This window comes from Hymenobacter sp. FMD4 (genome assembly GCF_058932745.1).
Map to the genome: position 1 here is coordinate 92,611 of NZ_JBZYWH010000016.1, position 25,818 is coordinate 118,428.

The window sequence follows — 25,818 nt, forward strand, 5'->3', positions numbered from 1 at the left end:
AGGCGCTGACTCTTACTTCACGGGCAGCGGGCGCACTTCGCCAGTTAGCTTATCAATGCGAAAGGCTGCTCGGTTGGGCATGCGGTCGGCCCAGTCGGTGCGCGGTACCAGCGCCTGCCATTCGGCATTCACCTCCACCAAGGCCGCGGAATCCACCACGTACAGCTCGGACTGCGGCTGCGCTTGCAGGTAGCTACGCAGGGCAGCCCGCGCATCGCCCTCAGTCTCGGCGCTGCGGTTGGTGGGGGCGGGGCCCGAGCGTACCACAGGCGTCTCGGCAGTGGTAGTGACTTGCTGACAGTTGCTCAACAGCGCCAAAGGCAGAACGACGACAAGGAGTTTCTTCATAACGCAGGGCAGGAGCCCTTGTGGGTGGCAATGCTTATACGGCATCGGCCCGCTACCGAACTGCAAGAAGCACGGCCAGGGTTTCTTCCCGGCTGACCAGATCGGTAAGGATAAAATTAGTCGCGGTTGCGTTCGTAATGCAGCACCACGATGCCGCAATCGAAAGCGGTGGTCTTAACCAGCGTTAGGGCTTGCTTGCTGCCGAGCTCGTGGAAAATGGGCAGGCCGCGTCCGATGGCCACCGGGTTGATGAACAGGTGAAACTCGTCGATCAGGCCATGCTTGATCAGCGACGCTACAAACGTCGCGCCGCCGTAGGCGATGATGTCGTTGCCGGGTTGTTGCTTCAGGCGGGTGATTTCGGCGGTTAAGTCGCCTTTGGCCAGCGCCGTGTTGGGCCATTCTGATTGCTCAAGCGTGCGGCTAAACACAAGTTTGGGAGTATTGGTAAACTTCTGGCCCGCGGCAAATTCCGGGTTGTGTGGGTCGGCGGCCACTGCGCCCCAGTGCGGGATAAATCCTTGGGCCAGCTTGCGGCCCAGCACGATGCAGTCCACGGGTGCAGTTATTGCCTCCACGTAGCTTTTCAGCGCATCGTCCCAGTCGAAGGTCATCCAGTCCATTTCGCCGTTCGGCCCCGCGATGTATCCATCAAGGGTCATCTGTACCTGAAGCTTCACCTTTCTCATTGTCGTTGCTTTTGCTGGTTGAGGCACTTGTCGGCGGTCGGCTGGGGCCGTTTTTCGGTTCGAAACGGGGGCGTGCCGCGGACAAGTGTATTGATTGAAGAGGACAGCACAAAAGTATTTGGGCCATAAAGCAAGCAGGATGGGCCATTGCGGCAACCTGCCGGGCTGTTTGCGACAAATAAGGAAAGGGGCACACGTGACCCAGCACCTCCGCCTTGTAAGCGCTGCTGAGGAAGTGCTGTCTGGTCAAGATTATTGCTTGGGCTGCAGGCCGGGCATGGGCGGCCACTCCAGAGCGATACACCCCGAGCCAAAAGGAATCAAAGAAAAGCAGCTGCAACACTTGGAGTTGCAGCTGCTTTTCTTTGCTGTTACGCTGATTGGCGAAGCCTTAGTAAGCGAATACTTTCTGGTAAGGGTGTCCGTACGGATTGGTGCCGATGGTGCCCTCAGACGCAAGCAGATACAGCAGCCAGCCCCAGCCTACCACCGGCACCAGTCCGGCGAGCAGGTGCAAGCCGCTTTTGTTTACATCGTGCAGGCGCCGCACGGCTGCCGAGATGTTCGGCACCAGCAGAGCGGCCGCAAACATCAGGTACGTGTACCCATAGCTGGCGCCATCCACCGTAATGCCCAGCAGGTTATCGAGCACGAGGGCCACTATGGCAAACATGGCCTGGTACAAGACAAACATCCAGTATTCCTTACGCCGGCTCCGGCCGTTGAAAACGGCGTATTTGTCAAAGGCTCGCAAAAAGTAACGCATTCTACTATGGGGTTGATCGAACTTACTTAGTGGTAGAGCAAGGGCCTAAGCTCGTGCTGATGGTGGGCGTATCAAGCGCCATTCCGATGCCTTAAACGAACAGTCGGGCTCTGGGTACATGCCGCCTTGTCGATATCGGCCCAGGCCCGGGTAAAAGGCAGCGGATTCTCGCCTCCGCAAAACTCAGGCCGGCCTCGCCGTCAATTGCTCTGGCTAACCCCATTCGCGCAGCGGCCATGGGAGCCTGGGGTTAGATTTTCGTAGTCAGATGAATCCCACACTTGAGCAGCGTAAGTCAGTCGGTAAGTAGCTGTTGTACGATTACTGTAAAATGTGAAGCTGAATACAATTGAACGGAAGATGCCCAGCCAAGCATCCTTACCCCTTCATCGGACGTCATCCCTCGAGCTTCACTCCAAAAGAGAAGCGGGGGTGTAGGTTGTCTGCTTGGGGCGGTTAGCTAGCTTAACTACGTCGATTTCGGTTCGACTAGTAGCTGCCTGATCAGGCGGAGGCACTGTAATGATTACATCCTGGTCAAAAGCCAAACAGCCACAACGGGGCTTATGCCCGCTGCGGCTGTTCAAGCTGTAATTTGTGAGTACGGCGTGCCGAACTAAGCACCTACCTCGGCAGCGGGCTGCTCCTGCGGCACGGCACTCATGTCCATATACATCACCTCCCAGAGGTGGCCGTCGAGGTCCTGAAAGTTGCGGGCGTACATGAAGTCTTGGTCTTGCAGCGGCTTGGCTTGGCGGGCACCGGCGGCCATGGCCTTGTCTGCCAGTTGGTCTACTTCTTCCCGGCTATCGGCCGAGAGGGCGATGATTACCTCCGTGGCTTTGGTCGCGTCGGCAATGGGTTTGGTGGTGAAGCTCTGGAAGAAGGGCTCCACCAGCAGCATCACGTAGATGTCGTCGCTTATCACCATGCAGGTGGCATTTTCATCCGTGCATTGCTGGTTGAAGCTGAAGCCGAGCTTGGTGAAGAACTCAATAGAGTCGCTTAGGTTCTTGACGGGCAGGTTGACAAAGATTTTGGTAGCCATGGGTGCGGGTTTTGAGTTGATATTTCAAAGGTAAAAGGGCGCTAAGGCGGGGCAGGTGGGGTAATGCGGCAATCAACGGGGGCAATTGCGACGGGGTATTTTTGGGCGGGCCCGCTAGCCCGATTCGTCCCGAAGCCCGTACTTGCCTCTTATGCTCTCGGAACCCTCGTACCTGGCGGCGCGCGTGGTGGCGCCCATGATTGAAAAGCACTTCGCGCAGCACCGCGCCGCAGCTAGTGCACTGGAAGTGACGCAGCTTGGGCCGCACCCGTCCACCGACTTGGTGGAAGTGATGATCGACGCTGCTTTTTGGGCCAGCCTGCGCCGGGAGGAGGGGCATCCGCCCCGCATTTCGCTGGCCTTGCTGCAGCCCGGGCAGGCTATGCAGCCGGTAGTATTTAGCAAGCGCCGTCTGATTCCTTACAACCTGCTCAAGCTGGCGCCTGCGGTGGAGCAGCCCGGCATTCATCTGGGCGTGTGGTACGATGAAGAGGGCCTCTACGTGTGGGGCACGGCCACCGGCATTCCACCGCTGTGCTTTGTGCTGGAAGTGGTGGAGCCCGGCCTGCTGGTGGCCAAGCACCGGCCGGCCGATGGCTTCGGCAAATTCGTGAACGTGGCCATCCTGCGCGGCGACCAGCTGCAGCTCGTCGATGCCAACAACGCGGCCGTGGACGACTGCCCGGCGCTGCAACGCTTCCTGCCGGGCCGGGGCCTGCCGGGTGCCAGCGGCGAAACCGCCGATAGCGTGCTGGTAGAGCTGGCTGCGGCCATGCGCGGGCACGGCCGCGGCGGCCTAGTGCTGGTGGTGCCTTCCGGCTCCACGCAGTGGCAGACTTCCATCGTGCAGCCCATCACCTACGCCGTGCAGCCCGCCTACAGCGGCATCGCCGAAGGCCGCCAGCAGGCTCAGGCCAAGTGGCAATGGCAAGCGGATATTCAGCGGGCCATCGGCATTGTGGGCGGCTTCACCGCCGTCGACGGGGCCACCATCATCACCCGCGACTACCACCTGCTGGCCTTCGGAGCCAAGGTTGCTCGTGCCGCTGATAGCGTGCCCGTGGACCAAATGGTGCTCACCGAGCCCGTGCTGGACAGCGAACCGCGCTACCTGCATCCGGCCCAGAATGGTGGCACGCGCCATCTGGCCGCAGCCCAGTTTGTGTACGATCAGCGCGATGCCGTGGCGCTCGTGGCTTCGCAGGACGGCTACTTCACGGTATTTGCTTGGTCAGCGACACTGCAAATGGTGCACGCCCACCGCATCGATGTGCTATTGCTCTAAGACCGATATGGACTGATCTGCTAGAAAAAACGGCGGCAGCTTCCCGAGAGAAGCTGCCGCCGTTGCAGGGGTGGACGCGTTGCGTGCCTAGTAAGCAAATACCTTGGTGCGTCGGGCGGCGTAGCCGTAATGATTGGCGCCCTCGGTGCCCTCGGTGGCGAGCATGATCAGCAACCAGATAGCGCCGGCTACGGGAATGAAAACGAGCAGCAAGTGCCAGCCGCTTTTGTTGATATCGTGCAGCCGCCGCACCGAAGCAGAAATGCTGGGAATCAGCAGGGTAAGCGAAAAAATAGGGTAAAAATACCCGTAGCCGCTGTCCCCGATGGCAGTGCCGAGCACGTTATCCAGCACGATGGCTGCCGAGGCGAAAAGGACATGAAACAGGATAAACATCCAGTATTCCTCTCTTCTGGCCCGGCCGCTAAATACCGCATAGTTCTTCAAGGCTCTCAGAAAGTAACGCATGTTTCCTTAGTGGTTAAAAGGTTCTTTTCGTCAGGCTCTTCGCTAGCGCCCCGTTTTTTAGGGTGGGTTCTGGTCTCCACCTAAGCAGCAGTAATGGATGGCAGATCATTGGTAAAACGCCGTTAGCTAGGGATAATTAAATGTTGGCCTAAAGATATATAAATATGTAAGATTCCAAGTATTGTGCATGCTTACTGGTCGAGTTTAAGTTAAATAGTGCTATTGGGAGGCAACGGAACCGCCACTAGACAGCCGTATGGGGCCATGAAGCCTAGCTTATAGGGACAGGTTCTAATCGGTTTGAGGTAGGCAGCCGGTGATGGTCTGCCGAGCCAATCCATCGGTAGGAAATGGAGTGAGTATCTCATTGGCTTGGCCTGAAATAGTCTGGCCGATGGTACGCGCCAGTCCTGGCCACCCGCTGACGGACGCAACGAGACTCTTTGCTAGCCCATGTCGCGGATGCGGGAGCAAGTGCCGGCAAACCAAGATTGTTGGCTAAGCCAGTGGTGAGGGCGGCACTCGATTCAGGGATGTGGCAGAGGCGGCTTGGGTAGCCATTGCAGGCACCTCTTGTTTCGGGCCGGGGACATGCCCAACCAGCACAACGGCGAGTAGTCGCACGGCGGCATCTGCAATCCAATGCCTGAAAGTAAGACCCAGCGCCGCCAGCCCCGCAACCCGTACGCGGTTCAGCTACAGCTGCGTTGCAGGCAGCTGTAGCTGAACCGCGTAATGTTATTGGATATCGGTTTCTCCTAGAATGCAGTGGCTAACCCACGTGGTGTCCGCCGCCAAACGCTTAAACGGGCAAGCCAACAGGAGCTGGTATCGTAAGTTCTTCCTTGTTGAGCAAAATGATACCTGCCCTAGCTCTTCGCCGCCCAACGCTTTTGGCGCCACTCCTGCTGCTGTGCTTCGTCCAGAAACGTCCAGGCCACGAAGCGGCTTACCTTTTGGCCTTGCGTCATGCCGATGGTGCGTACCTCGGTGGCCTTAAGCTTTTGCAGGGACTTGTGGAGGCCCGGAAGCGTGTCCTTCTTCGAAACCAGCGTGGTAAACCAGAAGCAATTTTGCCGCAGATGGGCGCTTTCTTCGGCCATACGCCAGAGGAAAGTGGCCTCGCCGCCGGGCGTCCACAGCTCATTGGGCTGGCCGCCGAAATTGAGCACGGGCTTGGGGCTGGGGCTTTGGCCAAGATTAGATGTCTTACGCCGGCTGCTGGCCTCGGCTTCGGCAGCTGAGGCGTGGAAAGGCGGGTTGCACATCGTCAGATCGAAGAACTCCGAGGGCTTAATGACGCCACTGAAGATGTCAGCCGTGCTTGGTTGCAGCCGTATGTCCACGGCGCCGTTGAGCGCACGGTTGCTGGCCACTATTTGCTTGGCCATGCGCACCGCCACGGGGTCAGAATCAGTGCCTACGAAGCGCCAGCCGTACTCGCGCTGGCCGATGATGGGGTAAATGCAGTTGGCGCCTACGCCCACATCGAGCACCCGGATGCCTTTGCCGCGCGGAACCACATCGGCGTTGCTGTCGGCCAGCAGGTCGGCGAGGTAGTGCAGGTAATCGGCGCGGCCGGGGATGGGCGGGCTGAGGTAGCCAGCGGGCACGTCCCAGTTGTCGATGCCGTAGAAGTGCTTTAGCAGGGCGCGGTTCAGGGCTTTCACAGCGGCCGGATCGGCAAAGTCGATGCTGTTGTCGCCGTAGGCATTGGCGGCCACAAAAGGCTTGAGCTCCGGCGAGCTGCTGATCAGCTGCTCAAACTCGTAGCGGCCGCGGTGGCGGTTGCGCGGGTGCAGGCCTTCTTTGTCGGCAGCGAAATCCTTCGGCGGTTGATTCATGAGGCAGGCTAGGGGTGGGGCGACAGTCGGCGCCTTATAGCGGCCGGTGTTACTTCAAAGCTAGTGAGAGTTTGGCCAACGTTGTCTGATTGCTGAGTTGGCGACAGCAACGGCTGGTCCGTGCAACCTTCGGCCACCCAGCTTGGCTCTACCAAGCAACTGCTTTACCATCTTATCGTCATGAAACGTCATTGCCTGGTCTTATCTGGTTTTCTGTGCTTGGCGCTTAGTGCCCATGCCCAGTTTGGGGTACGCGTGGGGCTCAATGCCGCCTCGATGAAGCCGCAGCCCGCCAACCGCGAGCGGGAAGCTACGTCCTCGGTCGGTTCGGGCTATCAGCTGGCGGCCTTCTATCAGCACCGCCTGACCAAGCACCTTTCCTTAGTGCCCGAGCTGCAGCTCAGCCGGCAGCACTCCGACCTCACGGTGGAGGATTACAGTGTGGCCGATGGCGGCTACAAAGGGCGCTACCAGCTCCGCCTGACTTACCTCTCCGTACCCGTGCTACTGCGCGCCAATTTCGGTAAGGCCTTTGTGCAGGCCGGCCCGCAAGTCGGTTGGCTGCTGAACGCCAACGAGAAAGGCACGGCTACCATCAGCACCATTGCCGGCCCGGTGGAAACGCAATTTGACCGTCCCGAAACCGAGCATTACCGCCGGCTAGCCCTCGGCCTGAGCCTAGGGGCTGGCGTGCAGCTGCCGGCTGGCTTTGGGCTGGAAGTGCGGGCCTCCACCGATTTATCGTCCATCAGCCCCCGCGACCGGACGCGCATTGGCTACCACGGTGAGCTGCGCAGCCAGATGCTACAAGCTTCGATCAGCTACCAGCTGCCGTCGCGAATGTAGAGCCGGTGTTCTGGATTGGCGGGCGCTAAAGGCGGCTGTTCATTTGCCAGAATAATGGAAAAAGAACGTCATGTCGAGTGCAGTCGGAACATCTCGCGTGCTGACGTCTAAGCGTAGCATTAATCGGCAGAATACTATCCGGCGAGATGTCTCTATTCCTTGCTTCAAGCGCCTCATGCCCGGCAGGACAGTCCTAGCAACCAATGGCTATTAGCTCCCAGTCCCCTCCCCTGGTGATGGGAGCTGTCTTTTTTCCAAAACCCGGGCCCCGTATAAAGTAGGCTCAGCCCGCCGTCAGCAGCCAGGCCATGGCCAGCAGACCTGCCAGCAGGGTAGCCAGCAGTGTTGGGAGCATGTTGTGGGCCAGCACGGTTTTGTAGTCTTTGATGTTGGCTACCGAAGCCGCCGCGATGATGTTGAACAGGCAAATGGCGTTGCCGAGCGAAGCGCCCACCAGCTGCAAGGCCAGAATAAGCGGCGTGCTGATGCCCAACGACTCGGCCGTTTGCTGCTGCGAGGCTCCGAACACCAGCGCCGAAATGGTGGTGCTGCCGGTGATAAATGTGCCCGTCACGCCCACAAACGGGGCCAGCACCGGATATCCGCTGCCCAGACCGCTGAGCAGCTCGGCAATGTAGCTCACCATCGACGGCTGCTCCACGCCCGAATAAATCATCAACTGCGCAATGGCCACCGATGGAAACAGCACCGCAAATACGCTGGCCATTTTGCTGAATGCGGCCTTCAGGTGCAACGACGGACTTTTGCGCAGGTAGGCCACGCCCAACCCCACCACCACGAAGGGCACAAACGGCGACTGCAGCGGTTTAATCCCGCCCCGAATGCCCGAGCCGAATAAGTCCTCGAACACCAGCTCCTGCCCAAGAAACGTGCGCAGCGGCGGCAGCAGCTTGGGCAGCAGCAACAGCAGCGCCAATATTGCGTAGGGCAGCCACGGCCGCAGATTCAGCCGGGCGCCCGGCTGTCGTAGGTAGAGCACTGAGAGGCCCAGCATGATCAGCGAACCGAGCACCGTGGCCAGTTCGGGCACCAGCCAAGCCAAAACACCGAACGGCACCATCAGGAAGGCATACAGCAGCAGCACCCGCGGGCGGTGCTCCAGCGGCCCCTGCTCGCGCCGCATTAGCCGAAACACCAGCCCCAACACCGCCAGTCCCGCCACCGCCACCAGCGCCGCTGCCAGAATGCCGATGGTCTTGACCTCGGCGGCCGGGAGGCCTAGCGGCACCTGCAGCCCCACGAGCAGCGGCGTGCCCACCGCCCCGAACAAAGCCACCAAGCCGTTGAACAACAGCACCACCGACACGCACAGCACCGCCTCGAAGCCCATCGAAATGAGCAGCAGCGGTACGAGGGCACCCGGCGTGCCGAAGCCGGCCACGCCCTCAAAAAATGCGGTCAGCCCCAAGGCTACCACAAAAAAGCGCAGCTCCCGCGAAGGGTGCAGCGTGTCCAGCGACGCGGTAATCTCCCCGATGAGCCCGGTGTGCTGCATCAGGTTGTAGAGAAATACGGCCCCGAGCACAATCATCAGGATGTTCACTGTGGTGAGCAGCGTCACGGCCAGGGCGCCGAAGTAGTGGCTCACACCCGCACCCCAATAGAAAAACAGCGTACTCGTGGCCACCCAGCCCACCAGCACCGCCGGCTTCACGCCCTTGGTGAGCGACACCACGACGAGGAGCAGAATGGGCAGCAGCGCGAGCAGGTAGATCATAGCGGCAAATAATGGGCGACGGCTGGCTTCGGTAGATAACTGCGTGGAGTACCGCGCTGTATGGAATCAGTGCCCGAAAGCCTAGCCCCAAATTGGCGCCGGCAGCGCCACGCGGAGTATCCCTTGGCCTCGCCTTCCTCCCGTTCGCGCCACTCGGTCTGGACTGCTTTTAGGCTGGCACTTCGTTGGTCAGCTCCTGCGCGTGCTCAAACTCGCGGATGTTCTGCAAAGTCACGCGGGCTATCTGGTGCATGGCATCGGCGGTCAGGAAAGCCTGGTGGCCGGTGATGAGCACGTTGTTGAAGGAGAGCAGGCGCATGAACACGTCGTCCTTGATGACCTTGTTCGATAAATCCTCGAAGAACAGGTCGCCTTCTTCCTCGTACACGTCCAGCCCCAGGTACTTGATTTTCTCGGATTTCAGGCCCCGAATCACGGCTTTGGTATCGATGATGGCTCCGCGGCTGGTGTTGATCAGCATCACGCCTTCCTTCATCTGCTCGATGGCCTTCCCGTCGATGAGGTGGTGCGTTTGGGGTGTGAGCGGGCAGTGCAACGAAACGATGTCAGACTGCGCGTAAAGCGTGGGCAGGTCGACGAGTTCCACGCCTAACTGCTCGGCTTCGGGGCTGGGCTGCACGTCGTAAGCCAGCACCCGGCAGCCGAAGCCTTTCAGAATCCGGGCCGTGACCAAGCCGATTTTGCCCAGCCCGATGAGGCCCGCCGTGCGACCGTTCAGGTCGAAGCCCATGAGGCCGGTGAGGGCGAAGTTGCCTTCGCGCACGCGGTTGTAGGCGCGGTGGGTTTTGCGGTTCAGTGTCAGGATGAGCGCCACCGTATGTTCAGCCACGGCATGGGGCGAGTAAGCCGGCACGCGCACCACTTTCAGGCCCAGTTCGGTGGCGGCCTTCAGATCCACGTTATTGAAGCCCGCGCAACGCAGTGCTATCAGCCGCACACCCGCCTCGGCCAGCTGCCCGAGCACTTGGGCATCCACGCAGTCGTTCACGAAGGCGCACACGGCCTCGGCGCCCTGGGCAAGCACGGTGGTTTGGGCATTCAGCGGCACTTCCAGAAACGTGAGCTGATGCCCAAATTCTTCGTTAGCGGCGGTGAAAAACTGCTGGTCGTAGGGCTTGGTATTGAAGCAGAAGACGTTCATGAGCTTAAGAATTTTACTTGGTCGAAGGGAAAGGGCAGCCTTGACGATTGCTCATGCAAGTCGCGGAGCGCGGCAGCAGGGTTGAGGCTGGTGGTAACTCCCGCCTCAGATGAGGCAGGGAATTTATTTTTTTGATTCTTTAGCCTTCCGCACTTGCGGCGGCTTGTGCGGCTTTGCGGTCATTGCTGCGGAAGCGCAGGGTTTTTTCGATGGTCACGATGATCAACAGCCCCAGGCCCGCGCCGAAAATGCGTAGCAGTTGCGCCGCACTGATCGGGGCGGAGCTGAACAGCGTGTTCATAAACGGCACGTAGATAAACAGGGCCTGGAAGAAGAACATGGCCGCGATGCCATAGTACACCCACGGGTTCGAGAAAAAGCCGATGTCCCTTACCGGGCGCACCAGCGAGCGGCAGCTCAGCAGGTAGAATGATTCCAGCACGATCAGCACCGTCGTGGCCACCGTTTGGGCCTCGGCTTGCGACGCGCCCTGACTTATTTCATACTGATACAGGCCGTATGTGGACACCAGCATCAGGGTGCCCACCAGCAGCGTGCGCATCACCAAGTCGCGGGTCAGAATGGGCTCGTTGGCGGGGCGCGGGGCGCGGTCCATGATGCCGGGCTCCTTGGGCTCGAAGGCCAGCGTAAGGCCCAGCAGCACGGCCGAGGTCATGTTGATCCACAGCAGCTGCACGGGCTGCACCGGCAACTGGCTGCCCAGAATCACGGCCGCCAGGATGGTGAGGCCCTCGCCCAGGTTGGTGGGCAGCGTCCAGACGATAAACTTGGTCAGGTTGTCGAACACGCTGCGGCCTTCCTCTACGGCACCTTCGATGGAGGAAAAGTTGTCGTCGGTGAGCACCATGTCGGCCGCGTCTTTGGCCACGTCGGTACCGGTGATGCCCATCGCAATGCCGATGTTGGCCTGCTTTAGCGCCGGACCGTCGTTTACCCCATCGCCGGTCATGGCCACCACCCGGTCGCGGGCCTGCAGGGCCTTTACCAAGCGCAGCTTCTGATCGGGCGCTACCCGCGCAAACACCGACACGTCTTCGGCCACTTGTTCCAGCGCTTGGCCGTCGAACTGTTGCAACTCCCGGCCGGTAATGGCCTGCAGCTTGCCGTCGTCGGTGCGGCGGCCCTCCAGCCCGATCTGGCTGGCAATGGCAGCCGCTGTGGCGGCGTGGTCACCGGTAATCATTTTGACATCGATGCCGGCCTGCTGACACAGCTTCACCGCTTCCACGGCCTCCTTGCGTGGCGGATCGATCATGCCCTGTAAGCCCAAAAACACGAGTTCGGAAGCCGTGTCGTCGTGGCCGATGCCGGTGCGGCCGGCAGCGTCGCCGCAGGCAAAAGCCAGCACGCGCAGCCCCTCGCCAGCCATGCGGGCCACGTGCGCGTGCACGGCGTCAGCATCGAGCGGGCCCAGCTCGCCGTCGGCTTGCAGGGCGTGGGCGCAGCGTTCCAGTACCGCTTCCACCGAGCCTTTCAGGTAAATGACCGGATGAGCACCGCCGTGTAGCGTGGCCATGTACTGGTACTCCGATTCGAAAGGAATCGTGTCTTGACGCGGCAGCTCCTGCTCCAGCTGTTTGCGGTCGAAGCCGGCTTTGCAGGCCGACACTTCCAGAGCGCCCTCTGTCGGGTCGCCTTCGATGGTCCAGGCACCCTCTTTTTCCACGATGGCGCTGTCGTTGCAGAGCAGGCCGGCCTGCAGGCACTGCCGCAGGGCGTGGTTGGCAGCGAGGTCGGCGGGCTGGCCACCGGCCTCGATGCTGCCCTCGGGGCGGTAGCCCAAGCCGCTTACCTGGTAGCAGGCGCCGCCCGCCACGATTTGCTGCACGGTCATCTGGTTTTCGGTGAGCGTGCCGGTTTTGTCCGAGCAGATGACGTTGGTGCTGCCCAAGGTTTCCACGGCCACCAGCTTGCGAATGATGGCCCGGCGCTGCGCCATTTTGGATACGCCCAGAGCCAGCATAATGGTCACAGCCACAGGCAGACCCTCGGGAATGGCGCCCACGGCCAGGGCCACGGCCACCATAAACGTGTCGCCGATGCCCTCCCCGCGGATCAGTCCCACCACGAACACCACCGCCGACAGCGCCAGAATCACCCACAGCAGCAGGTGGCTGAAATCCTTGATCTTGCGGGTGAGCGGCGTTTCGAGCTCCTGCGCGCTGGAAATCGACTGCTGAATTTTGCCCACTTCGGTAGCGTCGCCGGTGGCTACCACCACGCCGCGGGCCTGACCATAGGTGACCACCGTGGAGGAAAAGCCCATGCACAGCCGGTCGCCCAGCACGTCATCGGGGTCCACGGGTTTGGTGTTTTTTTCCACCGCCACCGACTCGCCCGTCAGCGCTGATTCGTCCACCTTCAGGTCGCGCTCCTGCACCAGGCGCAGATCGGCCGGAAACTTATCGCCGGACTGCATCAGCACGATGTCGCCCGGTACCAGCTCCTGCGCATCAATGTGCTGCCGCTGGCTGTTGCGTAGCACCTGGGCCCGCGCCGTCATGCTTTTGGCGAGGGCATCGATGGCGGCCAGCGCCTTGGATTCCTGCACGTAGCCTATAATGGCATTGACGAACACCACGGCGAAGATGACGATGGCGTCGGTATACTCTTTCAAGAAGATAGTAACCACCGTGGCCGCCAGCAGGATGTAAATCAGCGGCTGATGAAACTGCAGCAGAAACCGCAAAAGCGGGCTTTGCTGCTGCTTGGGCGTCATACTGTTGGGGCCGTACTGCTCCCGCCGCTGCGTCACCTCCTCTTCGCTCAGGCCTTTTTCCGTCGATACCTGCAAGGCCTCCAGAACTTCATTGGCCGCCAGGCTGTGCCACTGCTGCTGCTCCAACTGCAGGGCGGGCCGAGTGGTTTTTTGTACTTCTGTTACGCTCATGATCTGCTCGTTTAGCTCGTCGCTCCCGGCCTCAATCGGTGACCGGAATCTTGGGTATACTGCCCTCTGCGGCAGGAGTTGTGGTACAGCCAAGTGCGTGGTGGACAAAGCGTAGTGAAAAAAGCAGGCCCCCGACGCAAGTTTGGCGCCTCTGACCGAGCCAGCACTCCGAGCACAAATGTTGGCATAGGCCAGCCGCCGGCCCATGATTTGCGTCAGGCCGCCAAGTGACTAATGACAGGAAAGAGGAGGGCCCTGGTGGCCGCTACTGAGCGGTATTCAGGGTTCCAAGCTGCTGAGCGGCGTATTGCTCGCGCGTCAGGACCCAGAGCTTCACGGGCTGCTCGAAGTTGATCCAGCCGGGTGTGGTTACGTACTCGCGTAGGAAGGCAAAGCCCAGGCGGGCCAGCGTTTGGTTGGGGGCCGAATTTAGGGCGTACGGCTCGCAGTAGAGGCGCTGCAGCTGATAGTTTTCGAAGAAATACGGCAGCGTGAGCAGCACCAAAGCGCGGCCGTAGCCCTGGCGGCGCACCTCCGCCTCCCAAATGTGCAGGTGCATGTAGGCCTCCGCCCCGAATTGGATTTTGTTGATGTTCGAGTGGCCCACAGCTCGGCCATCCACTTCCCAGATGATGCAGTAAGATTTCTTATCCCGCAGCGGCGTGCTGAGCTGCTCGGTCAGCATCTGCGTCCACTCTACGCGGGTGGGCAGCTTGCTCAGGTCCACGCCCAGACTTTGCAGGTAGGTGGCATCAGCCTCCAGCCAGTAGCGGGCCAGCGCATCGATGTCGGTAGCTTGCAGCTCGCGGACGGATAAGGTGGGTTGGCTCATGGTGGGGACAGGTGGCGTTAGAACAGCAGCGCGTCGAGAGAAAGGGCGGGCATCACCATGAGCTTGCGTCGCACAATGCGCATGTCGCCTGACAGGTAATTGGTTTCGAAACCGTTCACCACCAAGCCACTCAGGCCGGCCCGAAAGCGGTTGCTGAAGCGGACGTTGGCCCCTACACCGGCGCCAATGCTCAGGTCGTTCACCACGCCGGCATCATAGCCCGTGTTCCAATGGTAGGAGGAGTACACGGCGCCCAGGCCTGCGCCTACTTCCAGAAACTGGTTGTGCGTGGGTAGGTAATATGTCAGCAGGCCGAGGCCGCCGTAGCCTCGTTCGCTACTACGCTCGTAGCCGAACACCCGCAGGCCCGCGGCCCGAATGCCGAAGTGTTTCAACACCCGCAGCTCGGCTTGCAGGCCCAGCATTTTGGGGTTGCCCACGGCGCCCATCGCCAGCTTGTAGTCCCGGAAAGTCTGGTGACGCTCGGGCTCCTGCGCATATACCTGGCCCGAGAAAAGCAGCAAGGTGAGCAGTAGCAGTGGTTTCATAAGGTGCTGAGTGAAGGCCTGGGCGTAGCTAGCGGTAAGCTCGGTAGAAAAAAGCTGCCTGTCACCGGGCAGCTGCATTTTTTGCCCGGAGCAAATAAAGGCACGGGGCGGGTTCAGCAAAGCTCCGCGGCCCGACAGCGTTCAACAAAAAAGACCGAAGCCCCGTCGGGGCTTCGGTCTTATCAGAACCTGTGAATAGCAGAGCGGCTAAGCTTTCTTCAAAAACTCCGTGCGGAGCACCATCACAGTACCGCCGGCGCGGCCCTCGATTTCGGCGGGGCTGTTGGTCAGGCGAATATTCTTGACCACCGTACCGCGCTTCAGCGTCTGCGAAGAGCCTTTCACCTTCAGATCTTTGATCAGCGTAACCGTGTCGCCCTCGTTGAGGAGGTTGCCGTTGCTGTCCTTGGTTTCCATTAAAAAATCAAAAGCCGGAATGCTGCTCTGTAACCTGGTGGGTTACGCGGCCGGAGCCGTGCGTACCGATACCGCCTGCGGACCCTTATGGCCCATTTCCACCTCAAAAGTTACCGTGTCGCCCTCTTTGATCTGGTTAACCAGGCCGTTGGCGTGCACGAAAATGCTTTCCTGCGTGCGCTTGTCCTTGATGAAGCCGTAGCCCTTCGATTCGTTGAAGAACGCTACCACACCCTGGCGGATGGCTTCGCTCGGATCTTCTTCCTCTACCGGCGCAGCGCCGAGACGGATGTTGGCCGGGTCAATTTCCTTTCGCTTCTGGGGGTCTGGGGGCGTGGCCACGATGTTGCCATCCTCGTCCACATAGGCAAGCATATCTTCTAGGTTCTGGCCTTTCTTGGCATTGGCTTGGCGCTCCTCCTTACGCTCTTCCTTCTGCTTGCGCTTGCTCAGTCGCTTTTTTTCATTTTCCCTCTTGCCGAAAGTGCCTTGGCCTCTGCTCATATATTATCTGCTGTTAAATCCAACCGGCTCTGCGAAACCGAAAGCCCAAACCGATGGGCGAATTCTTGTAAAGATACGCAAAACGGTATGCTTCTGGTTCCTTCGGAGTGCTCTAGTAGCAGGTTTATCCGGTAGGGCTTCATGTGTGCGTAGCGGCAGCCCTAGCCAATGCACCGGTAGTAATTAAACCGCCGATAAAAAGCCCTGAGCCGGTAGGCCTAGCTGGAAGCAGAGTGGAAAGGCCAGCTGAAGTTTGAGCGAACTTGAGACCATTGGACTCGGTCAGACGCTGGATTTGGCTTGCCAGCGGGTTAAGCAATGCACGTCGCCTGGCCGAATCTGTTTGGTCTGTCGGCCGGGTAATGGTGTACATGCACGGCAGTCCAGCCCTGCTATATGGTTTCGGTGCTACAACGAGCTAACCTCCAAGCTGGGCTTTGGTGCCGCAAAGCCGCTGACCTCCAGTACTGTACCGGGTGCCATGTCGCCCAACCACAGGTCGCCGATGCGCACGCGCACTAGCCGCAGCGTAGGGAAGCCCACGGCCGCTGTCATCTTTCGAATCTGCCGGAACTTGCCTTCGGTGAGCGTGATGCTGACCCAGCTGGTGGGCCCGTGGCGGTCGTCGCGGATGCGCTTGGCGCGGGGCGCAAAGCTGGGCGCGGTGTGTAGCCGGCGGGCTGTGCAGGTATTGGTTTGGTACTTCACGTCGCGGATGCCGATTTCCACGCCCTGTTGCATTTGCTCGATGGCTTCCTCGGTGATGAGACCATCTACCTGCGCGTAGTATTCCTTTTCCACGCCGCCGTTGCGGATTTGCTCGCTCACGCGGCCATCGGTTGTGAGCAGCAGCAGGCCTTCGCTTTCCTCATCGAGCCGGCCAATGGCCATGGTGCCTGCGGGGAAGTCGTACAGTTCGCCCAGCAGCCGCTTTTTCCTGGCATCGGTGACGAACTGGCTCAGGTAGCCGAAGGGCTTGTGCAGGATGAAATGCTGGTGATGCATCGAGGATGAAAAACAGGCAACTGCACCGCAAACACCACGGCTGGTAATTGGTGCCTAAAAAAACGGCCGAAGCTACAAAAGCTTCGGCCGGCGTGGGTAAGTCTGGTAAGCAGTTCTGCCTAGGCCACCGCCAGCTGCGGCCGGGCCATGAGCAGGTAGAACATGTAATCGGTCATGGGAGCATCGGTTATGCCGAGGTGGTGCCCCATTGTCACGAGCTGGCCGCGGTGATAGGCGCTGTGGTGCACGCAGTGCTGAATGATTTCCACGCGGGGCCGGGTGGCTTCAATGATACCGGGAATGTGGAAATAGCATTCCTGCGTGAGCTCCGCCGCGGAAAGCGAGGCCGCATAAGCCCGTAGTGACTCCGACTCGCGGAGTAGCCCTTCGTTGATATCAGCAAGTGTACCTGGGAAGCCGTAGCGAAACGACTCCGACGCTGGGGTCTGCTGTAAGTGCTCCAGCCAGCCGCGCTCCACATCCCAAATGTGCAGCAGCGTAAGCTTCAGGCTAGGGAAACTGGAAAGAACTTCCTGCTCCAGCAACTCAGCGGGTTTCGTCAGGAGCCAGGCAACCAGCTGCTGATTGGCCCACAGGTTGTAGGCGGTGTAATCCTGGGTTTGCGAGGCCAGCGTCATGGAAATAAGGAATAGGGGTAGAAAAACAGCAAACACGAACAGCCGAAGGCAAAGGGCAGCGGTACCTGCCGCAAGCCCAGTCAGGCTTGCAGCAGGACGCCAGCACAGCTTACCAGCCGGCCTGCTCATCGGCCGTGGGGCCGTACACCATGGGCACGGGCACTTCTAGCAGACGCAGATACACCGTAAGCTGGGCGCGGTGGTGGATGAGGTGGCTGAGGAAATGCTCCCGCACCACTTCGGCCCGCGTTTGGGTCAGGATTACTTTCGCGCCGTGGCGCAACGTCCAGCTTTCGGCAAAGGCTTCGTCGTCGGCAGCAGCTAGAGCGGCGCGGGCAGCGGTGGCGTTGGCCGTTAGGCGGGCCAGGATTTCGGCCGTGGTGGTGGCCGGCTGGGGCTCTTCGGCGGCTTCGTTGGCCAGGTCGTATTCGAGCGAGGCGAAAGTGGGCGCCACCCAGCTCAGCAGGTTGGCCGTGTGCGAGCCGAGCTGGGCCAGCGTCATGGACTTGGGGTGGGGTCGCCAGTCGAGCTGGGCTTCGGGCAGGCGCTCCAGCACGCGGCGCGTTACTTGCACTTCGCGGTCGAGCTCGGGCAGCAGCTGTTGGGCCAGGATGGAGGGGGCCAGGGTTGTTTCCATGGGGCTTTGGGGTTTGGGTTGATTGATACCTCAAAGCTCGCGGCACCCTATGACAGCCTTATGTCAGCAGCAAAAGCGGTGGTCAAGAAAAATGTTGGTACGCCTCACGGGCCAGCTCCCGCACCCGCTCCTGCAGCTCCGGCGGCGACACAATGCGCACCTGCGCGCCGAAGAGCAGCAGCCAGCGCGCCAGTCCTTCCAGGCTCATGGAGTGCAGCGTCATTTCCACGGCGCCGTCGGGCAATGTGTGCTCGTCGGCCCAGCCGAAGTAGTACTTGTTTTCGTTGGCGTGCCCCATGGCCTCGGGCCGAAACTGCAGCACCACCGCATGGCTCTCGCGCAGCCAGTCGCGCGCGGCCCAATACGACTGCAGCGTTTCGGGGCGCGGGGCAAACTCTTCGTCGCGCAGCTGCAGGCTGATGATGCGGTCGAGGCGAAAATCCCGAAACTCCTGCCGCAGTCGGCAGTAGCCCACCATGTGCCAAAAATGCCCGAAGTACAGTCCGATGGGCTCCACATCGCGCTGGGTAGGAGCGCCTTGGTAACCGGCGCGGTACTCCAGCGTCACCAGCCGGTGCGAGCTGATGCTGGTGAGCAGCAGCTGGTGGGTATTGTCGGTGGGGGGCGGGGCGTGGCGGAGCAGCCAGGGTTTCAGTACCGTCACGTGCTGGCTCAGCTCGACGAGGTAGTCGCGGTCGGCGCGGCCGAGTACGGCCCGCAGCTTGTCCATGGCGGCTTGGCTAAGGCGGGCCATGTGCGGGTTGGTAAGCTGAGCGGCCAGCTTTTCGGCCGTGAGCAGGGCCGTGGCCTCTTCGCGCGTAAACATCACCGGCGGCAAGCGGTAGCCCTCTGCCAGCGAGTAGCCCACGCCAGCCTCGCCAAATAGCGGCACGCCAGCTTCCTCCAGGGTGCGCAGGTCGCGGTATACGGTACGCAGGCTCACGCCGAACCGCTCGGCTAGCTCCTGGCCCTTTACTACCCGTTTGGCTTGCAGCTGGATCAGGATAGCCGTGATGCGGTCGAAGCGGTTCATAGCGGCAAAATAGGCAACTAGAGTTGTTGAGCGCCGCTAAATGATACGCGCCGCCCAAGCAGGGTAGCTTGGGCGGCGCGTAGTAGGGCAATTATAAGTAGGCAAAATATAGAGGCCTCAGCCAGGGCACTAGCGCGCGGCTACCCGGCCCTTGCCCTTGTTGTGCACGTCGCTGGCACCGGAGGTGTGGGTCGTGAGCCGGCCCGATACGTTCACGAACGCGTCGCTGGCGCCGGAAACTTCCACATCGGCTTGCTGGCACTGCAGTTCTGAGGCGCGCAGGTCGCTGCTGCCGCTCAGGTGTACCTCTTGGCGCTCCACGTTGCCCGACAGCCGGATGTCGCTGGCGCCGCTGGCAGTGGCTTTGAGCGTGCGGGCCGTGAGCTGCAACACCACGTCGCTGGCACCGCTGGCCCGGATGGTGAGGTTCTCGGTCTTGATGGGCGTCAGGCCTTTCACGTCGCTGGCGCCCGTTACTTCAATGCCCGAAAGCTGCGGCGTGGTGATGTAGACTGTCACGCGCTCGGCTTTCCAGTTGCTGACCGACAAGCCTTTTTGCTTTTGCCGATAGATTTTGAGTGTACCGTTTTCTACTTCGGTGCGCACCTGAGCCAGCGTGTTGGGCTCGGCTTCCACCCGCACTTCGGCCGTCGGTCCTTGCTTTAGTTCCACTCGCACTGCGCCGCTGGCGTGAAGGCGTTCAAACGTGGGCACGGTGCGTAGCTCGCCCTGAGCCAGAGCAGCCAAATGGGCGAGGCAGAAACCGGCGGTGGCGGCCAGGGTACGAAGTAGGGTCGGGGTTATCATAGCGCAGAAAGGTTGAGAGTGTCTGATAAGCGGCAGATGACTGGGCTCGCGTTAGCGTTGCCTGGGCCATGAATATTTTGTCTGCTAGCCAGAAAGCTGCCCACTCGGAACCACTTGAAAAGTCACCGCGCCCCGGAGCGTGGGCTAGCTGGCCAGCTGATTGCGCGAAGCGTTCAAAGTCTGCCGCGCATGCAGTAGGCCGATTTCTGCTGGCAATGCGTTGGGCTGGTTCTGGCGGGCTACCAACCCGCGCCGCTCCGGCAACTGGCCGACGGCGTGCGCCGTGGGCGCAGCGGCTTCCATTATGAAGCAGTGAACACGCGGTTCGGCGCTACCTCACCGCAGCGGCAACGCTGACAGATATAGCTTAGGCAGACCACCCGCTGGTCCCGCAGCGAAACGCTCCGTCACCGGCCCAGCTGTCGGGGCCGATAACTGCGTCTGCACCTCATCCGTACAGCGGGGTAAGACGCCTTTAGCGCGGACTACTTCCCCACTTAGTTTTTGTCAATCATGAAATATAATCTGCTCTTTCTCGGCTTGACTGCCGCTGCGCTGAGTGCCTGCAATCAGGACAAAGCCGCCGCTGTGGACGCGGCCACTACGCCCACTTCTGATACCGCCGTAGTCGTTGACAACGACGCCGATATGACCATTTACCAGGATCAGGGCAACCGCGTGGCTGATCAGGTAACCCGCGACCTGAATATCAACGATACGGCCCAGGTCCGCCGCCTGCGCACCACGTACTACACCCGCGCCCGCCGCCTCGGCGACACCGACGAGCAGTACGCTACCGACACTGCCGGCCGCTACACCGCCGTGCGCCAGATCGATACCGACACCGATAACGAAGTGCGCACCATCATTAACGACGACGCGCGCTACCGTACCTACACCACCAACCGCACCCGCTATTATGGGGGCGAGTACTACCAGGCAGAAGCCACGACCCAAGCCAACGCTGCTACCGGCACCAGCGGCACCAACGCTAGCGCCGCTCGGCGCCGTGGGCCGGCCATTGTGAAGTACAAGAAGGATGGCGACGGCGACGTGAAAGTGGAGTACGCCAACGGCAAAAAGGTCAAAATTGACGCCGACGGCGACCGGAAAGTAGAATACCCCAGCGGCCGCAAAGTGAAACGCGACGCCGACGACGGCACGGTGAAAGTGAAAGACTAACGCTTCGCCGCGCTTGCGCAAGTAAAAAGCTGGCCCTACACCGCAACAGGTGTAGGGCCAGCTTTTTGTATGAGGGTGATTTAGCTGTTGATAAAGGGGGGGCTAAGGTTAGAGCCGTCATGCTTGGCTCGCGCCTGTCTTCGGTTCGACTGCGCTCAGCATGACATACTTAATGCTTACTGCAGTGTTTTAAACTTAGGCTAATTATTCAGTTGCTACCGGTTGTTTGCCTGCCGCGGCTACGGTGACTTCGGCTTCCTGTAGCCGACTTACCAGCGCATAGAGCAGCACGCCCAGCAAGGCCATAAGCCCTAAGGCCCAGCGCAGGCTGGCGGCTTCGGCCACAAAACCCACTACTGGCGGCACCACCAAAAAGCCGAAGTAACCCACGGTGGATACAGCCGCAATGGCCGCGCCACTGCTCAGCGTAGCCGAGCGCCCAGCCATGCCAAATACCAACGGCACCACGCACGACACCCCCAGGCCCACTAGTACAAAGCCTGCGCCCGTCATCAACGGTGTAGGCACCAGGGCGGCCAGCGCCAAGCCTGCAGTCATCAGCAGGCCGCTGCCGCGCAGCATGCGGCGCACTCCGAAACGGCTTACCAGCGTGTCGCCCAGAAAGCGACCCGTTGTCATAGCTACCATGTATACCACGAAGCCTACGGCGCCCACCGGCGCGTGCGCGGCCTTGGCGAAATACACGGCGCTCCAGTCGTACATGGTGCCTTCGCAGGCCATGGAGGCGAAGGTCATCAGCCCGAATTTCAGCAGCCGCTTATCAGGCAGTACAAAGCCGGGGCGGGAAGACGTAACGGAGCTGGGCGGCAAGGGCAGGCTGGCTGGAAAGAAGGCCAGGGCCAGCGCCGTCAACCCCAGAGCGACGGCCAAAAAGTGGTAAGCCGGCGCCACCTGCTGGCCAACCAACAGCGCGCCTACGGCCGCCGCCCCAAAGCCAGCCACGCTCCACATGCCGTGAAACGTGGTGATGATGGGCCGCTCGTACAAAGCCTGCACGCCCACCGACTGCGCGTTGACGGAAATGTTGAGCAGGTTGCGTGAAGAGCCAAAGCAGAACAGCAGCACCACCAACTGCCAGGTGTGCGTAACCCAGCCCAGCAGGCCCAGCGCTGCATTGAACAGCAGCGCGCCCACCAGCATGATTTGTCGGCTGCTGAAATGCTGCAGGAGCATGCCCGTGACCGGTAGCGTGAGCATGAGCCCCGCGGGCAGGGCCAGCAGCACGCTACCCAGCTGCGCCTCGTTTAGCCCCAGCTGTTGTTGGATGGTAGGAATGCGCGAAGCCCAGGTAGAAAAACCAAACCCGGATATCAGAAAAAACAGCGTGACAGCCAGCCGGGCCCGGGCCGGCTGCGGTGCCGCTGCGGAAAGAGTGGTCATGGTTCAGCCGATAACTGCCCGCGCAGCCGCGGGTCCGCCAAAAGTAGCGGTATACGGCGCCGGATTACGGGCGTACGCCGTACTGCCGCAATTCGGCCTCGATGCGCCGGTTCCACTGGTCTTGGGCAGCAGGATTCTGCCCGCCGCCGGTTTCCCGGTCGTACTGTTCCTGCAGGCGGTTCATCTCCCACCACGACTGCAAATACTGGTACTGCATGCGGGCATTGTAGTTGTCCACGGTCATGCTGTCGGGGTGGACTTTGCGCTTGAAGCGTTCGGCCACCAGCTTCACGATATCAAAGTGGCGTTGCTCGTGCTGCAGGGCGCCGGCATCGTGGCGGGTGGTGGCCGATACCCAGGAGGAGCTGCGCACGGCAAATACTTTCATCGTCAGATCCAGCTGAATGGCGCCATTTACCACGCGGCTTTGGGCTTGGTAGGCGAAGCTAGGAAAGATGGAGGCGCCGTAAGGCCCCGGGCGCGGCTGGGCCCGAAAATCGTCCCAGCGCAGCGGCCGGTCAACGGAATAAAAGAGCGTGTCGGGGTCGGTGTTGGTGGTGTAGTCCTGGCGTACTACGCGCAGCTTGGTCACCAGCTTGGGATTGTGCGGCGCCTCCTGGGTCATCCAGGCATTGAAGTTGCGCAGGCCTTCCAGCAGGCTTTGGCGTAGCGTTGGCTCGATGGCGTTCAGCTGGGCGGTGGTGCGACGGTAACGGGCACCGCCCTGGTAGCTGGTCAGGCGCACGGGCTGTCCGTTGCGCGGCCACTCGTACACGAGGTGCACCACCACGCGGCCGTCGATCAGCCAGTTGGTGCCCGGCACGGCCGTTTCTGTCACGCTGCACTCCTGCACCCGAATGGTGACGGGCCGCAGCGCGGTGTTGCGGCGCAGGCTTTGGTTAACGAATTGCCGGATACCCGCCAGCCCGCCCCCCTGCAGGTCCACGGGCTGGGCTGCTTTGTTGGGCGCTGTCAATAGATAAGCCACAGCCTTTTTGTCCTTCCGCTCGTCGATGATGCGCTCGATGTAAAATTCCTGCGGCACCAGCGGCTGCGGCTCGGGGCGTAACGCAATGGGCGCGATGGGGCCCGCCACTTGTCTGGCCAGTAGCAGGCCCAGGCCCGGCAGCAGAAGCAGCGTAAAGGCCGCCAGCAATTGCCGGCTGCACCCGCGGCGCAACAGGGATATCAGAAAGCTGATCAAGGAGTAAATCACGCTCAGGGGAGCTGCAAAACGTTGGTGCTCTGCCAACATGGGGCAGCACAAAAACGCTCCGCTGACAAGCTAAGAGCCATTCTTTTTCAACTGGCTGGGCAGTAACCCCTGCCCTGGCCTCTGCGTTTGCCCAAGTTCAATCCCTCTACACGACCAAACGCTATGGCAGACAAACCCACGAAATTACCGCCGCAGGAACAGGACCAGCAGCCCGGCATCGAGCAGGAAATGACGCCTAAGCCGGAGTACATCCGCGAGAATTACAAGGGCAGCGACAAGCTCAAAGGGAAAGTAGCCCTGATAACGGGCGGTGACTCCGGCATTGGCCGTTCCGTGGCCGTGCACTTTGCCCGCGAAGGCGCCGATGTGGCCATCAACTTCCTCGCCGAAGAGGATACCGATGCGCAGCAAACCCGCCAGCTCGTTGAGCAGGAGGGGCGCCGCTGCCTCTTGCTGCCCGGTGACCTGCGCGACCCGCAGGTGTGCGAGCAAATCGTGGAGCGCACCGCGCAGGAACTGGGTGGCCTGAACATCCTGGTGAACAACGCCGCCGAGCAGTTTGTCAGCCAAGACCTGACCGAAGTCGGAGACGAGCAGTGGAAGGACACCTTCGAGGTCAATTTTTTCTCCTTCGTGCGCGTAACGCGTGCCGCCATGAAGCACCTGCGGGAAGGCGATACGATCATCAACACATCGAGCATCAACGCCTACCGCGGCAATCAGCAACTCGTGGACTATACCTCCACCAAAGGTGCCATCACGGCCTACACCCGTTCCATTGCGCAGCAGCTGGCCGAAAAGAAAATCCGCGTCAACTCTGTAGCGCCCGGTCCCATCTGGACGCCGCTTATCCCCGCCAGCTTCCCCCCCGAAAAAGTGGAAACCTTCGGTCAGGACACCACCATGAAGCGTCCTGGTCAACCCTCGGAGGTAGGCCCTTGCTACGTCTTCCTAGCTTCAGAGGACTCGTCTTACATCACCGGTCAGGCCCTGCACCCGAACGGCGGTGAGATTCTGAATACGTAATCTGGGCTAAGCCAAAACGTCGAAAGGGCAGCCGCACTTAGTGCGGCTGCCCTTTCGATTAAAAGCTAAGCTAAGGCTAGTTCCCCTCCTTAGATAAGGAGGGGCTAGGGATGGTTGAAGGATTAGAGCTAAAGGATAAAGGGCATTTCTCGTGTCGAGCGGGGTAAACAACGACCCATCAACCACCCCTAGCCCTCCTAAGTTGAGAGGGCAACTAACCTTAGCGCTAGCACTTACACCCGCTCCTTGCGCTTTTGCTTCTCATTCAGCCAGCGCACAATTACTTGCATGAACTCGAAGTTCTTCTCCGGATTCGGCTGATCGTCCAAGCGGACGCTTTCCGGCATGTCGCGGGCGCGGGTGAAGCCGTGGTCCACCTCGGGCATCAGTTGGAAGGTGGCCTGGCCAGGATGCGCCCGGTTCACGGTGTTCAGAATCAGCTCTTGATCCTCATTGTAGGAAATGAAATCAGCCGCGCCGCGCAGGATGAGCACGTTGGTATCGAGATTTTTCCACGCTTCCGCCAAATTCGCATCCTGCCACTGCTGCATATAAGTGTAGTGCTGCGGCAAAGCCAGCATGTCCTTGGCTTCGGGATATTTGGCCAAGATCTGCTCGGGCGTCTGCTTTTGTATGAGCAAGCGGTGCATCACGTCGGCGTACACCTGCATGTGGCGGTTCAGCTCGTCGGCGGGCATGCCGCGCAGTTCGGCCTGGTTGCGACGGTTCTGAAGTAGGTACTCCAGAAAGGTGCGGCTGGCCGTGCCCCACGTCACGATGCCGCGCACCGGCACGCCCTGGGCCGCCAGCGGAGCCATGATGCCCCCAATGCTGAAACCGGTAAGAAACACGTTGTCCTGATCAACCCAGGCGAGTTGCTGGATGGCGGCCAGCCCGGCCTTGTAGCCGGCCAACTCCATCTGAAAGTCTGATTCCTGACACGGCGTACCCTGGCTGTCGCCCATGCCGGTTTTGTCGATGCGCATGGTGGCGTAGCCGTGGCGGCTCAGGGAGTCCACCATGCGGCGCGTCACGTCGTCGGGTACCAGCGGGTTGTCGATGGAAAAGCAGCCCACGCCCTGCACGATGAGCACCATGGGCAGGTGTTGCGCCTTGCGGCCGGTCGGGCGCGTAATGATGGTGCGCAGCTGATTTGGGCCAGCCTGCACGCTGCCGTACTGCGCCGTGTAGCGCGGGCTGGTTTCGGTGGGGTAGGGCTTGAATACGAGCTTCTGCCGGACGGTTTTGCCCCGACGCAGCAGGGTGAGCGTGCCTTTGTCGCCGGTTTTGTACTGCTTCAGCAGGCTCACGAAGTGCGGCACGTCGCGCACCTCGGCGGCGTCGAGGCCGAGTACCACGTCGTCGGCCTGTAGCTTGGCCGCTTCGGCGGAGGACTGCGGCCGCACGCCGGTTACTAGGCAGTGTCTGAAAAGTGGTGTTGCAAAATGCGCCGAATACAGGCTAACA

The 25,818-nt window shown here is 60.7% G+C and carries 26 protein-coding genes; 4 read left to right on the forward strand and 22 right to left on the reverse strand.

Features of this window, described 5'->3' with window-relative positions:
• Window positions 1-12: 12 nt before the first annotated feature.
• The 4 genes from AC5FXY_RS15025 to AC5FXY_RS15040 all read right to left on the reverse strand — a co-directional run bounded on the left by AC5FXY_RS15025 (window position 13) and on the right by AC5FXY_RS15040 (window position 2,851).
• Window positions 13-348 (reverse strand): hypothetical protein, encoded by a 336-nt coding sequence (locus AC5FXY_RS15025; protein WP_493557515.1) that lies wholly within the window; start codon window positions 346-348, stop codon window positions 13-15.
• A 116-nt stretch (window positions 349-464) separates the two neighbouring features.
• Window positions 465-1,037 (reverse strand): dihydrofolate reductase family protein, encoded by a 573-nt coding sequence (locus tag AC5FXY_RS15030; RefSeq protein WP_493557516.1) that lies wholly within the window; start codon window positions 1,035-1,037, stop codon window positions 465-467.
• Window positions 1,038-1,428: 391 nt separating this feature from the next.
• Complete coding sequence (locus AC5FXY_RS15035; RefSeq protein WP_493557517.1) at window positions 1,429-1,803, reverse strand: DUF805 domain-containing protein; 375 nt, start codon at window positions 1,801-1,803, stop codon at window positions 1,429-1,431.
• A 616-nt stretch (window positions 1,804-2,419) separates the two neighbouring features.
• Window positions 2,420-2,851 carry a VOC family protein gene (locus AC5FXY_RS15040; protein ID WP_493557518.1) on the reverse strand — a complete coding sequence of 144 codons (432 nt, stop codon included), beginning with the start codon at window positions 2,849-2,851 and terminating at the stop codon, window positions 2,420-2,422.
• A 151-nt stretch (window positions 2,852-3,002) separates the two neighbouring features.
• On the opposite strand from AC5FXY_RS15040, the gene AC5FXY_RS15045 reads away from it, so the two are divergent.
• Window positions 3,003-4,136: a putative sensor domain DACNV-containing protein gene (locus tag AC5FXY_RS15045; RefSeq protein ID WP_493557519.1), complete on the forward strand. Its 1,134-nt coding sequence runs from the start codon at window positions 3,003-3,005 to the stop codon at window positions 4,134-4,136.
• 87 nt (window positions 4,137-4,223) lie between these two features.
• Here the strand turns inward: AC5FXY_RS15045 and AC5FXY_RS15050 are convergent, their stop codons facing one another.
• The gene (locus AC5FXY_RS15050; RefSeq protein WP_493557520.1) at window positions 4,224-4,604 is read right to left on the reverse strand and encodes a DUF805 domain-containing protein; all 381 of its coding nucleotides are present in this window, start codon (window positions 4,602-4,604) and stop codon (window positions 4,224-4,226) included.
• Between the two features lie 869 nt (window positions 4,605-5,473).
• Complete coding sequence (gene rlmF, locus AC5FXY_RS15055; protein ID WP_493557521.1) at window positions 5,474-6,448, reverse strand: 23S rRNA (adenine(1618)-N(6))-methyltransferase RlmF; 975 nt, start codon at window positions 6,446-6,448, stop codon at window positions 5,474-5,476.
• Window positions 6,449-6,628: 180 nt separating this feature from the next.
• Here rlmF and AC5FXY_RS15060 point away from each other — a divergent pair, with 180 nt between their 5' ends.
• Window positions 6,629-7,294, forward strand: a complete 666-nt coding sequence (locus AC5FXY_RS15060; protein WP_493557522.1) for a porin family protein — start codon at window positions 6,629-6,631, stop codon at window positions 7,292-7,294.
• 283 nt (window positions 7,295-7,577) lie between these two features.
• On the opposite strand, the gene AC5FXY_RS15065 is transcribed toward AC5FXY_RS15060, so the two are convergent.
• The 13 genes from AC5FXY_RS15065 to AC5FXY_RS15125 form a co-directional block, all read right to left on the reverse strand.
• Window positions 7,578-9,032 (reverse strand): L-lactate permease, encoded by a 1,455-nt coding sequence (locus AC5FXY_RS15065; RefSeq protein WP_493557523.1) that lies wholly within the window; start codon window positions 9,030-9,032, stop codon window positions 7,578-7,580.
• Between the two features lie 169 nt (window positions 9,033-9,201).
• Window positions 9,202-10,194 carry a 2-hydroxyacid dehydrogenase gene (locus AC5FXY_RS15070; RefSeq protein WP_493557524.1) on the reverse strand — a complete coding sequence of 331 codons (993 nt, stop codon included), beginning with the start codon at window positions 10,192-10,194 and terminating at the stop codon, window positions 9,202-9,204.
• Between the two features lie 139 nt (window positions 10,195-10,333).
• Window positions 10,334-13,105, reverse strand: coding sequence for a cation-transporting P-type ATPase (locus AC5FXY_RS15075; protein WP_493557525.1), 2,772 nt, complete (start codon window positions 13,103-13,105; stop codon window positions 10,334-10,336).
• Between the two features lie 265 nt (window positions 13,106-13,370).
• Entirely contained in the window at window positions 13,371-13,937 is a 567-nt protein-coding gene (locus AC5FXY_RS15080; protein ID WP_493557526.1) for a GNAT family N-acetyltransferase, read from the reverse strand.
• Between the two features lie 17 nt (window positions 13,938-13,954).
• Window positions 13,955-14,485 (reverse strand): hypothetical protein, encoded by a 531-nt coding sequence (locus AC5FXY_RS15085; RefSeq protein ID WP_493557527.1) that lies wholly within the window; start codon window positions 14,483-14,485, stop codon window positions 13,955-13,957.
• Window positions 14,486-14,692: 207 nt separating this feature from the next.
• Window positions 14,693-14,902, reverse strand: coding sequence for an alkylphosphonate utilization protein (locus AC5FXY_RS15090; protein ID WP_493557528.1), 210 nt, complete (start codon window positions 14,900-14,902; stop codon window positions 14,693-14,695).
• A gap of 42 nt (window positions 14,903-14,944) precedes the next feature.
• The gene (locus AC5FXY_RS15095; RefSeq protein WP_493557529.1) at window positions 14,945-15,406 is read right to left on the reverse strand and encodes a cold-shock protein; all 462 of its coding nucleotides are present in this window, start codon (window positions 15,404-15,406) and stop codon (window positions 14,945-14,947) included.
• A 408-nt stretch (window positions 15,407-15,814) separates the two neighbouring features.
• A complete protein-coding gene (locus tag AC5FXY_RS15100) occupies window positions 15,815-16,411 on the reverse strand; it encodes a pseudouridine synthase (protein WP_493557530.1) in 597 nt (198 codons plus the stop codon).
• Window positions 16,412-16,530: 119 nt separating this feature from the next.
• Entirely contained in the window at window positions 16,531-17,049 is a 519-nt protein-coding gene (locus tag AC5FXY_RS15105) for a DinB family protein (RefSeq protein WP_493557531.1), read from the reverse strand.
• Window positions 17,050-17,158: 109 nt separating this feature from the next.
• Entirely contained in the window at window positions 17,159-17,686 is a 528-nt protein-coding gene (locus tag AC5FXY_RS15110) for a DinB family protein (protein ID WP_493557532.1), read from the reverse strand.
• An 82-nt stretch (window positions 17,687-17,768) separates the two neighbouring features.
• Window positions 17,769-18,719: a helix-turn-helix transcriptional regulator gene (locus AC5FXY_RS15115; RefSeq protein WP_493557533.1), complete on the reverse strand. Its 951-nt coding sequence runs from the start codon at window positions 18,717-18,719 to the stop codon at window positions 17,769-17,771.
• Between the two features lie 129 nt (window positions 18,720-18,848).
• Window positions 18,849-19,526: a head GIN domain-containing protein gene (locus tag AC5FXY_RS15120; RefSeq protein WP_493557534.1), complete on the reverse strand. Its 678-nt coding sequence runs from the start codon at window positions 19,524-19,526 to the stop codon at window positions 18,849-18,851.
• Window positions 19,527-19,670: 144 nt separating this feature from the next.
• Complete coding sequence (locus AC5FXY_RS15125; protein WP_493557535.1) at window positions 19,671-19,829, reverse strand: hypothetical protein; 159 nt, start codon at window positions 19,827-19,829, stop codon at window positions 19,671-19,673.
• Between the two features lie 210 nt (window positions 19,830-20,039).
• Between AC5FXY_RS15125 and AC5FXY_RS15130 the strand changes: the two genes are divergently transcribed.
• Window positions 20,040-20,708, forward strand: a complete 669-nt coding sequence (locus AC5FXY_RS15130; RefSeq protein WP_493557536.1) for a T-complex 10 C-terminal domain-containing protein — start codon at window positions 20,040-20,042, stop codon at window positions 20,706-20,708.
• A gap of 204 nt (window positions 20,709-20,912) precedes the next feature.
• On the opposite strand, the gene AC5FXY_RS15135 is transcribed toward AC5FXY_RS15130, so the two are convergent.
• Entirely contained in the window at window positions 20,913-22,109 is a 1,197-nt protein-coding gene (locus tag AC5FXY_RS15135; RefSeq protein ID WP_493557537.1) for an MFS transporter, read from the reverse strand.
• 64 nt (window positions 22,110-22,173) lie between these two features.
• A complete protein-coding gene (locus tag AC5FXY_RS15140; protein ID WP_493557538.1) occupies window positions 22,174-23,364 on the reverse strand; it encodes a hypothetical protein in 1,191 nt (396 codons plus the stop codon).
• A gap of 123 nt (window positions 23,365-23,487) precedes the next feature.
• Between AC5FXY_RS15140 and AC5FXY_RS15145 the strand changes: the two genes are divergently transcribed.
• On the forward strand, window positions 23,488-24,351 hold the full coding sequence (locus tag AC5FXY_RS15145; protein ID WP_493557539.1) for an SDR family oxidoreductase: 864 nt from the start codon (window positions 23,488-23,490) through the stop codon (window positions 24,349-24,351).
• Window positions 24,352-24,584: 233 nt separating this feature from the next.
• Here the strand turns inward: AC5FXY_RS15145 and AC5FXY_RS15150 are convergent.
• Window positions 24,585-25,818, reverse strand: a 1,234-nt coding sequence (locus AC5FXY_RS15150) for an alpha/beta hydrolase family protein (RefSeq protein ID WP_493557540.1), incomplete at its 5' end; no start/stop codon positions are given.